Annotated in this window: 9 protein-coding genes; 6 read left to right on the top strand and 3 right to left on the bottom strand. The window is 42.8% G+C overall.

The window, feature by feature from the left end:
• Positions 1-83: 83 nt before the first annotated feature.
• Complete coding sequence (locus AB0756_RS08340; protein ID WP_050046422.1) at positions 84-2,498, bottom strand: PAS domain-containing hybrid sensor histidine kinase/response regulator; 2,415 nt, start codon at positions 2,496-2,498, stop codon at positions 84-86.
• A 361-nt stretch (positions 2,499-2,859) separates the two neighbouring features.
• A complete protein-coding gene (locus tag AB0756_RS08335) occupies positions 2,860-6,276 on the bottom strand; it encodes an ATP-binding protein (protein WP_050046421.1) in 3,417 nt (1,138 codons plus the stop codon).
• 658 nt (positions 6,277-6,934) lie between these two features.
• Here AB0756_RS08335 and AB0756_RS08330 point away from each other — a divergent pair.
• The 3 genes from AB0756_RS08330 to AB0756_RS08320 all read left to right on the top strand — a co-directional run bounded on the left by AB0756_RS08330 (position 6,935) and on the right by AB0756_RS08320 (position 8,370).
• Complete coding sequence (locus AB0756_RS08330) at positions 6,935-7,714, top strand: hypothetical protein (protein ID WP_038081427.1); 780 nt, start codon at positions 6,935-6,937, stop codon at positions 7,712-7,714.
• A 3-nt stretch (positions 7,715-7,717) separates the two neighbouring features.
• Positions 7,718-7,855, top strand: coding sequence for a hypothetical protein (locus AB0756_RS08325; protein WP_153021534.1), 138 nt, complete (start codon positions 7,718-7,720; stop codon positions 7,853-7,855).
• A gap of 140 nt (positions 7,856-7,995) precedes the next feature.
• Positions 7,996-8,370, top strand: a complete 375-nt coding sequence (locus AB0756_RS08320; protein WP_038081426.1) for a response regulator — start codon at positions 7,996-7,998, stop codon at positions 8,368-8,370.
• A gap of 113 nt (positions 8,371-8,483) precedes the next feature.
• Here AB0756_RS08320 and AB0756_RS08315 read toward each other — a convergent pair whose 3' ends face one another.
• Positions 8,484-9,338, bottom strand: a complete 855-nt coding sequence (locus AB0756_RS08315; protein ID WP_038081424.1) for a fasciclin domain-containing protein — start codon at positions 9,336-9,338, stop codon at positions 8,484-8,486.
• Positions 9,339-9,636: 298 nt separating this feature from the next.
• Between AB0756_RS08315 and AB0756_RS08310 the strand changes: the two genes are divergently transcribed.
• The 3 genes from AB0756_RS08310 (at position 9,637) to AB0756_RS08300 (ending at position 14,398) form a co-directional block, all read left to right on the top strand.
• Positions 9,637-10,434: a glutathione S-transferase family protein gene (locus tag AB0756_RS08310; protein ID WP_038081422.1), complete on the top strand. Its 798-nt coding sequence runs from the start codon at positions 9,637-9,639 to the stop codon at positions 10,432-10,434.
• Between the two features lie 148 nt (positions 10,435-10,582).
• Positions 10,583-12,313 (top strand): helicase HerA domain-containing protein, encoded by a 1,731-nt coding sequence (locus tag AB0756_RS08305; RefSeq protein ID WP_038081420.1) that lies wholly within the window; start codon positions 10,583-10,585, stop codon positions 12,311-12,313.
• A 1,101-nt stretch (positions 12,314-13,414) separates the two neighbouring features.
• Positions 13,415-14,398: an RNA polymerase sigma factor, RpoD/SigA family gene (locus AB0756_RS08300; protein ID WP_038081418.1), complete on the top strand. Its 984-nt coding sequence runs from the start codon at positions 13,415-13,417 to the stop codon at positions 14,396-14,398.
• The last annotated feature ends 86 nt before the right edge of the window (positions 14,399-14,484 follow it).

The following is a 14,484-nucleotide window of genomic DNA, read 5'->3' as shown; positions in this document are numbered from 1 at the left end:
ATCGGTTCATTCCAATACACAATTTAACTTAAGCAGATTTTGGACAGACTAGTTCTGTCCTTTTTTGCTTTGATAGTTGCGGGTCAAATCCTCTGGCTACAACGTCTGGTAAGATTAGCTACGGCTGTAACTAGAGCGGTGGGATCTATCGGCTTGGCAATATGTTGCTGAAATCCAGCAGCGATCGCTTGTTGAGAATCCCCCTCAAGAGCGTAAGCAGTCAGAGCAAGTGCTGGAATTTGCCCTCCCTGGTTTGGTGGCATTGCTCTGATGTCACGTATCAGCATATAACCGTCTACTTCTGGCATTCCAATATCGCTTAACAACAAGTCAGGCTGAAATTGCGTCAGAGCTTGTAGTGCTTCGCAAGCCGAGCCCACCTGCGTGACTTCTGCTCCTGACTCCCTTAGTATGAAAGCGATTAACTCCCGCGTGTCAACCTCGTCATCCACCACCAAAATTTTTACCCCATTGAAAGGGAGAGATTCAACAGATTGCTTGAGCTTGGGAGCGCTCTGTAAGGGCATTTTCATCAGTGGTAGCATGACGGTAAAAGTTGCTCCCTGTCCTTCACCCAAACTTTCTGCCTTAACCGTACCGCCATGCAATTCTATAATGTGGCGGACGATGGCTAATCCCAAACCGAGTCCACCAAATTTCCTGGTCGTTGTGCCGTCAGCTTGTCGGAAGTAGTCAAACACGTAGGGCAGAAACTCAGGACTAATTCCTTTACCCGTGTCGCATACTTGAATCTGAGCCATTAAACCGTGGGACTCCAAACGAACTTCTACTTTTCCGCCAGAGGAGGTAAATTTAATAGCGTTAGACAGCAGATTCCAAATCACTTGCTGTAAGCGAACTGAATCGCCCCTAACCTGTCCTACATTTGGTTCAAGCACGGTTAATAGCTGAATCGAATTGGCTTGGGCTGCTAAACTTACAGTTTCTACTGCTGTTGCGATCGCAGATGCAAGATCGACGGTACCAATATTCAGAGTGAGTTTGCCTTGCAGAATGCAAGAGACATCTAACAAATCTTCAATCAGTTTGGTCTGAAGTTTGGCGTTCCGCTCGATGATTTCCAAAGCCCGAACAGTGGTTGCTTCATCATACTTTTTTGTTCGGAGTAACTTTGACCATCCAAGTATGGGATTGAGTGGTGTCCGAAGTTCGTGAGAAAGAACTGCCAAGAATTCATCTTTGATGCGGTTAGCTTGAACCAATTGTTCTGTCTGCTTTTGGAGTGCTTGTTCTGCACGTTCGCTTTCCCGACGTGCGCGTTCTCGTTCGGTAATGTCAACCGCAACACCTCCTACCAAGCATTGCCCTGACCCATCTGTTAGGGGAAATTTATAGACTAAAAAGTCACCAAGCGTACCATCAGTGCGAGGAGCAAGCTCAATCGCTTCAAGCACTTGATTTATTTGAGCAACCATTCTAATGTTATCGAGGAATTGCTGAGCGATCTCACTCGGATACACATCGAAGATGCTTTTGCCGATCGCATTGTTGGTTGGTAGCTTAAAGGTTCGATAATAAGTAGGATTAAGGTAAAGTATGCATCCATCTACATTAGTAATCCATGCTGCGGTTGGGCTGTTGTCCATAAAGGCCTGAAATCGCTCTTCACTTTGGCGCAGTGCTTTCTCAGCTTGCTTGCGAGCAGTAATATTCATAATGCTCACCAACACGTTATTTACTTTTCTGGTTTGGGGCGGTAATGTAATCGTAAACAGGACGTTGAGACGCTCTCCATCTATGGTTTGCATGATGGTTTCAGATTCAAAGTAAGTTTGACCGCTAGCAAATGCTAAAAGTTCTTCAACAAATGCCTCTAAAGTTTCTGGTACAAAGACTTGGTGAAGGGAATTCAAAAGTTCCTGTTTGTGGAGAGCGCCAAACATCCGTACCGCCATGTCATTTACATCGACAATTTTCACCATGCCAATTGCCTGTTGTACAAACTCAGGATGTTCCACAAAAAAGGCTCGAAAATCTTGGACGCCTTGCGCTTTTAAATGCTCGATCGCTTCAAAGACAGCAGAAAAATCTTCTTCCCAAATCGCGACCCCTGTAGCTTCAAAGATGTAGCGGTATTTTCTTTCCTGTTCTTCAAGTACCTCTTGAACCTGCTTGCGAGCGCTGATGTTACGAAAATAAACAGCAAGACCATCACTTGAAGGGTAAGCGTGAATTTCAAACCATTTACCCAGCAACTGACTAAAGTGTTCAAATACAACAGTCACTTTTTCAGTAACAGCACGATGAAGTTCTTGGTATGCCAAATTTCCAACTGCCTCTGGAAAAACCTCTTCCCATACCTGTCTGCCAAGGAGTTCTTCACGGGTTTTGTTTAAAAGCTTTGCGGCTTGCTGATTGACATATGTGTAGCGCCACTGCGAGTCAAAAGCGACAAAGGCATCTGTAATACTTTCAAGAATCTTGGTGATTTGGTCACGGTTTGCCTCAGGGTCAGTTGCTTTTTCTGAATCGCTCACGCTCTAGGCTCCGCTTCTGAAGAATATTCGATGAGGTTTTTACCATCTCCCGCAGGCTTGATTCTCATAAATTGCCCGATTTGTTTAACTCTGCTCTTTGTATCAGAACTAAAAGTGATGGTTGCACGCGACCGTTTTCCCAATTTTCACCCGTACCACAAGCGACATCTCATGCAGTTGTCAATTGCCAGAGTTAACAAGTTAGTTTGCTCACTTTTGGTTGCCTTTGCCACAACTAGACGTCAGGTGCTCGTACTTAATATTCTTCCCAAATATTGCACAAGTGCTTCTCTACCTTTAGATAGAACTTCCCTTTAACCTATACTTGGATTTGACGCTGACAAAGGTTTTAAGCCATTGATTAGCGATCGTTCCACACCATCTTAGAACGATCCGACACAGTGCGGACAACTGCCTCAATCAAAACTTCTGGATCGATTGGTTTGGGGATGTGTAACTGAAATCCTGCAGCTAATGCCTGCTGCTGATTCATTTCTCCTGCATAAGCAGTCAGAGCGATCGCTGGAATTAATCCTCTTTCTGGTTCCATGGTTCTAACTTGGCGCAATAATGTGTAGCCGTCCATTTTAGGCATTCCGATGTCAGTCAGCAAAATATCGAACTGGGTTTTCTGAAGTCTTGCAATCGCCTCTTGAGCAGAAGACACAGAAGTCACAACAGCACCAGCTTGTTCCAAAACGAAAGTCACTAATTCCAAATTGTCTGCATCATCATCAACAGCCAGGATTTGAACTCCTTGCAACGTAAGTGTGTCTTGCATAAATGTCATCTCCTGATTTGTTGAATTTAATGCTGACATCAGAGGAAGGATGATGGTAAAGGTAGCTCCCTGTCCTTCTCCTGAACTGTCAGCTTTGACAGTTCCACCATGTAGCTCAACAATATGTCGAGCGATTGCAAGCCCCAACCCCAAACCTCCAAAATTTCGAGTTATGCTGCTATCAGCTTGACGGAAATAATCAAAGACGTAGGGCAAAAAATCAGACTTGATACCTTTGCCTGTATCTTTGATGGCGATCTGGGCTTGGTTGCCAACCTGCTTGAGATGGATTTCTACACATCCCCTATTGGGAGTAAATTTAATAGCGTTAGATAGAATATTCCAAATGGCTTGCTGCACACGAGTTGCATCACCCAAAACATTCACTGCATTTGGTTCAAAATAAGTTTGAATTTGAATTGCTTTAGCTTGGGCTGCCAATTGAACTGTTTTGAGCGCATCTTCAATTGTTAATCTTAAGTCAATCAAACTTGAATTTAAACTTAGTTTGCCTTGCAAAATGCGAGAAATATCGAGTAAATCTTCAATGAGTTGGACTTGTAACTTGGCATTACGCTCAATGGTTAACAGAGCCGCTGCTGTTTTGCTAGCGTCGAGATTACCCCCTTGGAGTAATTTCGTCCAACCTAAAATTGGATTCATTGGTGTTCTCAGTTCGTGGGAAAGAACAGCAAGAAATTCATCCCTGATTCTGTTTGCCGCTTCGGCTGTAGCTTTTGCTCGTTGCTCGGCTTCATAGAGTTTAGCACGGGCGATGGCCTGAGCGCATTGTTGAGCTAAAGCCAGGATGAACGAGCGATCGCCATCACTTAATGGGCAAAATTCAACAAAGCCGAAACTTATACCACCTAGAGCCCGACCCTCAACTACTAAGGGGAGCGAAATCCAAGCTGCAAAATTGTTTTGGGTATAAGCATCTCTTAAGTGGGGATAGCGAGCAAGTCTTTCTTCGAGTGGCTCTTCCCATATAGGTATGCCAGTGCGTACTGCTTCTGCCAGTGGTACGAATGATTTCAGAGGAATGGAACGCCATGCCTCAATTAAATTCTGCTCGTAGCCAATAGAATGGATGATTTCAAGGTCTGTACCTTCATCGTTGAGAATTGCTACCATCGCAGAACCTGCGTTCAATACGGCAGTACTTTGCTCGACAATGACTTTTGCAGCTTGAGATGGAGTGAGTGCTTCTGAAAGTGCCGCTGTGACTGATTGGAGGCGAGCAGTACGATCGGCAGTGCGCTCTGCTATCAGGCGTGCTTGTTGGGTTTGTTGATAGAGCCGAGCATTAGCGATCGCCAATGCCGCCCGGTCTGCTAAATCTTGAAATAAGCTCAAGTCATTGATATTGTGAGATTCGTTGACACGATGGCGAGTTAGGCTCAACACTCCAATCGCTTGTCCTCGTACTTTCAGTGGCACAAGCAATATGCTGTAAACCCTAAAGCGATCCAAGTAGCGCTGATACTCTGGTTTGATAATGGCACGAAATTCCTGTTGTGATGTGACTGGCATCAACAGGGGTTCTCCAGTTTGGATTGCTCGCCCCCCAATTCCTTCATCAGCGCGGCGAGGATAACTTTTCAACAGTTCACTAACGAATTCTAGTACCTCTGAGTCTGCATGATACGCAGAGACTGGGTTAAGCCACTGTCCATCTTCTGAGAGAAGGCTCAGTACGCAGACATCACCTGTATATTTACTAACAAGTTGAGTTATAGTGTTCAAAACCGTTTGCAAATCCAAACTTGCTGCTGCAAAGGTTTGCGATGCTTGAGCGAGAAAACGCTCTTGTTGCTCAATCCGCTTGAACTCCGTGACATCGCGATTATAGCCAATGATTGATTCGACCGTGCCGTCGGCTGCAAACTCAGGTATATAACGAGATTGATACCAACGCGTACCCTTCAGTGTCTCAAAGCTAAACTCTATCGAGCGACCTTGCCCGGTTGTGAATATTTCTTGCCAGTTTTCATGCCAGATCTGACAATTCTCTTGTGACATACCCAAGTCAATGTTGGTTTTGCCAATGAACTCTTCGGCTCGAATGCCCGTCACCTGCTCGATAGCAGGACTAACATAAAGATGGCGAAACTCTGAATCAATTCGACTGATGATATCTGGGGAATTTTCAGCTAAAGTTTTAAACCTTTGCTCTCGACGGCGGAGTTCCGCTTCAAGTTGTTTGCGATCGCGAATATCTTGAAACACCATCAGGCAAGTTGCTGGTTGATCGTACATTGCGGGTAAGGTATCTGCATAAACCAGCAGAGAGTAAACACCAGTTGGAGTATGCCAATTTAACTCCGCCCCATGAATCTTTTCACCTCTAGCCACCCGGACGGCTGGAAGTTGGTCGGGGGGAATTTGTTGCCCTGTAGCATCGGTGCAGGAAAACTCTGTATCATAGACCCCTGCGGGGCGATTGTCAGGAATTTCACCGCCAGCCATTTCATTTGCAGCCTGATTGGCAAAGGTGAAGCAAGCCGTTTGGGGTTCAACAAATACCAGCGGAATGGGCAGCAGATTGAGAACTGCTTCCAACCATTGGCGTTGATTAACTTGAGCTTGTGCGTTCTGCTGAAGTCGTTGTTCCCATTGCTGGCATGACTGCAAAGCTTCAATAGTTTGTTGCAGTTCAACAATTTGCAGTTGCAGTTTTGCATTAGCTTGGCACAATTGGGACGTTCGTTCTGCCACAAGTTCTTCTAAGCCCCGATCGGCTCTTTGTTGTGTTTCCTTTTCCTCTATTGAATGGCAAACTTTCAGCTTGTCGTTATTGGATCTGGGGTTGTTCAAAGACAAATCTGATTGCAAATTACGAGCATACCGTTCCACCAACTCAGAACGCGAAAACCCACGTTCAAGTGCCTGCTGTTTTAGAATTCGCCAAGCCGTCTTAGTTAGGGATAAGTTGACCGCCTGCTTCGGTTCCGTTTCCCAGCTGTGGATAAATTTTCCCGTTCGATCGCGTTTCATGGAGGTTTTACCCGTATACCTATACGGCTGTTGATATATATTATAAGTCCGAGTGCGTTCTACAAGAGAATCACCTGAAGAGTGCGGAGTAACCAACTACGTGGTAACTAAAATAAGTCACCGTTTGACTTGTTGAAGTTTGTTTTTTGGCGTTGTGATGGGACTTCTGCTTTGTCGATTTCTTCTGGCTCGGGCTGCTTTAATAGCGATGAGTCTAATGCACTTACGAGCAGAAAAGCACAGGGGAAGATGTTAAACTATAAAAAGTCAGTACAGGTGTTCTATGTCATTGATTTTATTTGCGTGTTATAAAGGTTGTGCTCTTTATCATAAATTCATAATGCGTAAATCTTATATCTTGTCAAGAATATAAAGACACGACCTTGTCAAAGATTGTCACAGTACAGTATGGCAAGCCCCCTAGTGTACAAAACAGTAAACAACTGGACTTTTGACAAATGCGATTCGCGAAGCTCAAGCCATACCCAGCTTATTGCCCTTGGTACAAGTTGTACCTAGCTTATCGCATAGCGTCTCCTTTGCAACTTAGCGATACTAGATACTTCTAATACTCTCTTGGATAGTGAATTGTACCTCGACGCTAAGAAATTGGGGATGTATCAAAATCAATACAACTTATAACTATTATTATTCGCTTATGCTCAAGCGACTATTATTTCTAATCAGCCTTAGTGTGACTGGCACTGGTGCTGTTTTCTTCTTTTTTTGGTATCAGGTAACGCAACTACCAGATTGGTATAAAACTTCACAGACTCAATCCGCTAGCCCGCCCCAGTCTGCTAATGTGGCTCCCCCAACTGACCAAACCAAGCAACTTCAAAAAGCGCAAAAACAACAAGCACAAAAGCAAGTGTTGCATAAAATTTCCAACCATCTCAAAAGCTCAAAAGCCAAAGGTGAAGTGCAACTAGATGCGGATGAAGTGAATGCTCTGATTGATTCGGGAATTGCTCAATCAACTAACAAAAGTCATCTTGCTCAAGCTGTTGTCAGCACAAAGACTCATATTGAAAACGGTAAAATTATGACAGGTGCAGTGATTGATTTAAGAGCAATTCCTTTCAACGAGTTGCAAAAGGGAGAACAAATAGTCGTTTCTAAGTTACTCTCAGCTATACCAATCTTGAGGTATCATGCCGTCTATGTGGAAGTGGAAGGAAAACCGACTCTCCGCAACAAACAAGTCAGCTTAGATGACACAACTCGCATTAAGCTTGGTAGTATCAGTTTTTCTCTCTTAGATTTATCTAAACGCTTTGGGTTTTCAGAAGAACGATTAAACCAACAAGTTGCCAAGAAATTGGAAAATTTACCCGTAGAGGTAGATGAGGTGGAAGTGGTGGGCGATCGCTTGGTTGTTCGCGGTTCAGCTGGCAATAAAAAAGGGGCTAGAAACACTTTACAAGAATCAACCTAGTACGTGAAGGCAGCCCCAAGTACTGCTTCTGGGGGAGAAGGCGCAAAAGCTCTGAATTTCCGCTTTTTATCTGTTGCTAATGGTTGTCTTATTTACAGCGTGCTGTACCAGTACAAAAAGAAGGAGCAAAAGCGATCGTAACAGTGCTTCCTACCTAAAGATATATGTCAACTATCAAAAGTTGGTTTTAAATATTAAAATAATATGTAATCATATTAACGTTTAAGCATATATACTTAATTTTTTTAACGGAACTTTTTAACAATTTAGGTATTACATTTATGCACTGTGCTCAGCGTCGCCGAATCTTGGTTGTAGATGATTTTGCACTTAATGTATCGTTACTTCAAACTGCTTTAGAAGCTGAAGGTTATGAAGTCGATACAGCAACAAATGGAAATTCGGCTTTAGCTAAAATTGAGGCTTCTCCTCCAGATCTAGTGTTGCTAGATGTGATGATGCCGGGAATGGATGGCTATGAAATCACTCAATGTATCCGTCAAAATGAGAATTTACCTTTTATTCCAATTTTACTTGTAACTGGTTCTGATGACACTCGTGTTATAGATGAATTGAAGATAAAAGAAGATGATTTTATCCGCAAACCAATTAACTTCGATCGCTTGTTAGCTAAAATCAACTCTGTTTGGAATTAACCTCAGAAAAAATTTTCATATCGTACTTTTTCTAAAAATCCTAGAAACTATAGCCGTGTGGGTTAGTAGTTAGCAAGTCAACTACTAACTGCTAACTACTAACCCCCAACTACTTATAAATCAGGAGGTAAAATGACGTTATCAATTACGTGGATAATGCCATTGCTAGCTTTAACATCAGGTTGAACGACCTTAGCATCATTAACCATGACACCACCTTGTTCAACCTTGACATTAATAGCACCTCCTTCAACGCTTTTAACTTCGCCTGATTTCAAATCACTAGATTGTACTGAACCAGAAACAACGTGATACCTCAAAATTTTCGTCAGTACTTCCTTGTTTTCAGGCTTTAACAAATCTTGTACTGCGTCTTGTGGCAACTTGGCAAAAGCGGCATCAGTAGGCGCAAAAACAGTGAAAGGTCCTTTGCCTTGTAAAGTTTCTACTAGCCCAGCTGCTTTTAATGCCTTGGTAAGCATTGTGAAAGACCCGTTAGATTCTGCTACTGCGACTATATTTCTCCCCTCAGAAGTACCGGAGGAAGGCTGCTCTGGAGGTGTAGTCGGTGTAGTGGGTGTTTCTGTTGGACTAGAAGGAGGTGTAGTGTCAGGAGTGTTGGATGGACTTTGTGTGGGACTGCTCCCACCTCCAGGACAAGCAGCACGGTTATAGGGACACTCCTGTAAAATGCTTGGTTTGGGATTTGTCACACCACCTTGCGCCACTACATTTTTAGCTGGAGTTTTCTTAGTGGACTTTGTGACTTCTGATGCAGGTATTTTGTGTGTAGACTGTGGGTTAACCTCAAAACGCAGACTCTTGTTATAAGGCGTTTCATTGAAAATACTGGGGTTGGGATTTAATACCTCGTTTGCCCCAACAGGTAACCCAAGCAGGAGGCTCACACCCGTTACTCCTACGATGCTAGCCAATTGCTTCAGCAAATTGCCGTATTCAACCTTCATAAAACTTACTTGGCTTTTATTTTCACATATCACCACTATTGATTTATATCATTTTGTTACACAGAAAATCCCACAAAAGCAGTAAGATTTTTTCACCAATTGACTATCTCTATTTTTGTTTGAAAATTGAACAGGAGATAAGTATAGTATTTTATTATCAATGAGTTATTTGACTTGCCAAAGAACCCCACAGACGTTTTAATCACCTCTAAAGTTCCCAAGAATTAACAGTGATTATTTGGACTACTCAAGTAAAGATTGTAGAATCAATAAGTACACTAAGCACAGGAACTGAAGAATGCTGGAATTATACCAGTTTGAACTGTCTCAGTACTCAGAGAAAGTGCGTCTGATTCTAGATTACAAGGGTCTGGATTACCGTAAAATTGAGGTAACACCCGGAATCGGACAGGTAGAGTTATTCCGTTTGACAGGTCAACGGCAAGTGCCAGTACTAAAAGATGGAATTAGGTATATAGCAGATTCTACAGAAATAGCTAAGTATTTAGACTCGGAGTATCCCGATCGCCCCTTGCTACCAAAAAATTCCAAGCAAAGAGGTCTCACTCTATTAATAGAAGAATGGGCAGATGAGTCAATAGGGACAAAAAGTCGCAAAGCATTATTTTCTGCTATTAGCCAAAATCAGAATTTTCGCAAATCTCTACTGCCAAGCACAACACCAGATCTTCTAAAAACTGTCGTCCAAGGCGTACCTGCAGAATTGCTGCAAATTATGGGTGTAGGAGTTGGTTATACCCCTGATGTCATCAAAAGTGCGATCGCGGATTTAAAGCAAGATTTAGAAGCTCTCACCCTATTACTGGCAGATAGCCCCTATTTAACAGGAGATGAACCAACCCTAGCTGATTTTGCCGTGGCGGGTTTATCTATATTGTTGAAATTTCCCGATGGTCCTTATTTGGATTTACCAGCAACTCTGAGAGGACAAGGAGTCCCTCTATTTGCAGAAAATCCAGCTTATGAACCATTTTTTAGCTGGCGTGACAGGCTTTATGCTCAATTTCGCAAACCTCTATTAAGTTCCACTACACCAACAACACCAAGTTCACCAACTTCAATTCAAATTGAATAGCTAATGGTTAATGGCTAATGGCTAATGGCTAATGGTTAATCTCAATTAGCAATTAGCAATTAGCAATTAGCAATTTTCGCAAAATTTTTTCGCAAATTATATAGTTTGCATTTACAATGCAACATATGCAAGAAATGAAAATGTAAAAATGAGTTTGGGACAGCCATTAGGTTCAGTTATACAAGGCTCTCTCATAGGGGGATTGGAAGTAAGATTGCACCCCGATATTTCTGTGGAAGATATGCGGGTAGGTAAATTTTTGGTGGTACAAGGGGTGCGATCGCGTTTCTTCTGCATGCTCACAGATGTTTCTTTGGGAATAGCCAATCAGAGAATCACTGCTAACCCTCCTAATTGGGATGACACTTTTTTACGAGAAGTTTTAGCGGGAGGAGGTACATATGGCACAATTAACCTTGCTCCCATGCTGATGTTTACTCCGGAATCGGAAGAATCTTTTTCTCCAACTAACGGTAAATCTATCAATCCATTTGTTCCATCAACGACAGGTTTAGCATCATTTCAACCTCAAACCAGTACGACGATGGAATTGCTACCAGTAAAAACAATTCCAAGCCATTTTAGCCAAGTTTATGAGGCTTCTGTTGACGATTTTCGGCGAGTATTTGGTTGGGAAGATGACCCCCAGAGGAAAAACTTTTCCATGGGCAGACCACTCGATATGGATGTGCCAGTTTGTATCGATTTAAACAGATTTGTAGAAAGGAGTAACGGTGTTTTTGGTAAATCGGGTACTGGAAAATCCTTTTTGACAAGGTTACTTTTGGCTGGAACAATCCGTAAAGGCGCAGCAGTCAATTTGATTTTTGATATGCACTCCGAATATGGCTGGGAAGCTGTTTCGGAAGGCAAACAATTTAGTACTGTCAAAGGTTTAAAGCAGCTATTTCCCTCAAAAGTAGAGGTTTATACTCTCGATCCAGAATCAACCAAGCGTCGGGGAGTTCCTCACGCACAAGAACTTTATTTGAGTTACGAACAAATTGAAGTTGAAGACGTAAAGTTATGCGCTAGAGATTTAGGGCTCTCCGAAGCCAGTATCGATAACGCGAACATTCTCTACGCTGAGTTTGGCAAGTCTTGGATTCTTCAGTTGTTAAATATGACAAATGAGGAAATAAAGATGTTTTGTGAGGAAAAGCGGGGACACCAGGGTTCCATTACTGCTTTGCAGCGAAAACTTCTACGACTGGATAACTTAAAGTATATGCGTGCTGCCTGCCCTCAGAACTATGTCAATCAGATGTTACGTTCTTTGGAAGCAGGTAAAAACATTGTGGTGGAGTTTGGTTCCCAGGCGGATATGCTTTCCTATATGTTAGTCACTAACATGATTACCCGTCGGATTCACCAACACTATGTAAGTAAGGCAGAAAAGTTTTTACAGTCAAAAAATCCCCTCGATAAACCGACCCAACTGATGATTACCATTGAGGAAGCACACCGCTTTCTAGACCCTGCGACCGTACAAAGTACTATTTTTGGTACGATCGCTCGGGAAATGCGTAAGTATTTTGTCACCCTTTTAGTAGTCGATCAACGCCCATCGGGTATAGACAATGAAGTGATGTCTCAGATTGGAACTCGGATCACCGCTTTGTTAAATGATGAAAAAGATATAGACGCAATTTTTACTGGTGTTTCCGGTGCTGGTAGTTTGAAGTCAGTTTTGGCAAAGTTGGATTCAAAGCAACAAGCTTTGGTTCTCGGTCATGCTGTTCCCATGCCAGTTGTCGTGCGGACTCGTCCCTATGATGCCAAATTCTATGAGGAAATTGGTGATACCGATTGGGAAGAAAAGCCGGATGCAGAAGTTTTTGCTGCGGCTGAACTTGCTAAAGCAGATCTGGGTTTTTAGAAGCAATGGCTGAGCCCAGTATTGATTTTTATACTACTCATGTAGTATATTGTATTATAATAAAAGCCTGAATGGTTGATAAGAGGTGCGGTCAACTGACATACTCTCTTCTCGCCATCAGGCGTAGGGCAGGCAGTGTCAGTCCTACAACAATTGGGAACTTTAGAGGATCGGCAAGCAGGAACAAGATCTTTTCATCTGTATTAGGAATGAGCTATAATGAAAAAGAAAGACTTATTAAAAAATTTGTAGGGGCAGTTTACATTGAGCGAGTTAGGGATTTGAGCAAAAACCAAAAGCGCTTTGATGTAAAAAACCTGTTGAAGAGTGTGTTGTAAGGGTTACCAGTAAATAAAGATTATGTTCGGGTTTGTCCTTGGAAAGAAGCAAAGAACCACAGTAATTGCGGGCGATCGCTGTACGGGCTTATTGAAGGAGACCTTGCATAATGCTAAAAAAGGTAACTTCACTCTGAAAACGCATTCTGACTAACAGATGTTTGTAATGATTGTCATGTACCTTAATAGAGAAAGGTTCGACGCCCAACTCTGTTTCTTGTGATGGTAGGTATTTGTGAAATAGAGGAAGTAACTACCAATTGTTAAATCTCTATTTCCAATTTTGAGATTTCGTGACATCCCTCCATAATAGGAAGCGATTCAGTTCGGTTATCCGGCTATTGGAGGAAGACCGGAAGGGGGGTTTTAGCGTCATTATAAATATATGAAAAATAATGTCAGAGTTTTCGTGTAACCAAAACGTTTTGTTTTATAATTGAAAGATTTAACTCCAGTACTTTACGTTCGACAAAAACTGTCGTACCATAATGTAAGTAAAACTCATATCGACTTCATATTATATCCGTTGCCGCCAGCGACTAACAGACAAAAGAATTCTTGATAATTACGAGAATGCTTAAGAGCGCTTCCAAAATGTGGAAAAGATGGGGAACTTACCTTAAGGGATGACCGTCACCACAAAACCTGTATATAACAGTTTGTTATTGGTAGTTTCCTGCATACGTAATAAGGAGTGCATTGCAATCCCCTTTTGTCTTCATTATTTATTAACTTTGTTTACGGAATAGAGGAAAACGCACCGATGCCTACAGTTGATGCCCAAACCGAAAACCTAAACGCCAAATTCACGGCTGATATGGTGCGAACCTATCTGCGCGAGATTGGTCGTGTACCATTGTTAACCCGTGAGCAAGAAATTGTCTTCGGGAAGCAGGTACAACAAATGATGACGCTTGTCGAAGCGAAAGAAGCTTTAGAGAAAAAACTGCGTCACGAAGCAACATTACAAGAGTGGGCTGCTCATGTCCGCAAGTCAGAAGCTGAGGTTAAGCAAGTTGTTCACCAAGGCAAACGGGCTAAGCAGAAGATGATTGAGGCGAATTTACGCCTAGTGGTTGCTATTGCTAAAAAATACCAGAAGCGGAATATGGAGTTTCTGGATCTGATCCAAGAAGGGACTCTAGGATTGGAGCGAGGTGTAGAGAAATTCGATCCAACGCGGGGTTATAAGTTCTCAACCTACGCCTACTGGTGGATTCGTCAAGCAATTACAAGAGCGATCGCCCAACAAGGTCGTACTATTCGCTTACCCATCCACATTACAGAAAAACTGAACAAGATCAAGAAAGTGCAGAGGGAACTTGCACAAAAACTGGGAAGATCTCCCTCTCCTGCTGAAATTGCCAAAGAACTCGAATTAGAACCCGCGCAAATTCGAGAGTATTTAAATATGGCGCGTCAGCCTGTGTCTTTAGACGTAAAAGTTGGCGACAACCAAGACACTGAATTACAAGAGATGCTCGAAGATGAAGGTCCATCACCAGAGTATTACACCACTCAGGAATTCTTGCGCCAAGACTTGAACAATATGCTTGCAGAACTGACTCCTCAGCAGAGAGAAGTTCTCGCCCTGCGCTTTGGCTTAGTTGATGGGAACGAAATGTCTTTGGCTAAGGTTGGCGAACGCCTTAACCTCAGCCGGGAACGGGTTCGTCAGTTAGAGCATCAAGCTCTGGCTCACCTGCGCCGTCGCCGCGCTAACGTTAAAGAATATGTTGCTAGCTAGTCACTGACTGCATTCATTCCATAAGTTGCAAAAAAGAATCCTGGCTTCCTCAAAGAAGTCGGGGTTCTGAACCAACTAAACAATCG

The organism is Tolypothrix campylonemoides VB511288_2, from assembly GCF_045999855.1.
GTDB classification, from domain to species: Bacteria; Cyanobacteriota; Cyanobacteriia; order Cyanobacteriales; family Nostocaceae; genus Scytonema; species Scytonema bouteillei_A.
Note: the sequence above shows the minus strand (reverse complement) of the source record. Positions and strands in the feature narration are given on the sequence as shown.

Coding starts and splice junctions, on each gene's coding strand:
- AB0756_RS08335 (WP_050046421.1), bottom strand. CDS start 6,276: ATGAAACGCGATCGAACGGGAAAATTTATCCACAGCTGGGAAACGGAA.
- AB0756_RS08305 (WP_038081420.1), top strand. CDS start 10,583: ATGAGTTTGGGACAGCCATTAGGTTCAGTTATACAAGGCTCTCTCATA.
- AB0756_RS08315 (WP_038081424.1), bottom strand. CDS start 9,338: ATGAAGGTTGAATACGGCAATTTGCTGAAGCAATTGGCTAGCATCGTA.
- AB0756_RS08330 (WP_038081427.1), top strand. CDS start 6,935: ATGCTCAAGCGACTATTATTTCTAATCAGCCTTAGTGTGACTGGCACT.
- AB0756_RS08310 (WP_038081422.1), top strand. CDS start 9,637: ATGCTGGAATTATACCAGTTTGAACTGTCTCAGTACTCAGAGAAAGTG.
- AB0756_RS08320 (WP_038081426.1), top strand. CDS start 7,996: ATGCACTGTGCTCAGCGTCGCCGAATCTTGGTTGTAGATGATTTTGCA.
- AB0756_RS08300 (WP_038081418.1), top strand. CDS start 13,415: ATGCCTACAGTTGATGCCCAAACCGAAAACCTAAACGCCAAATTCACG.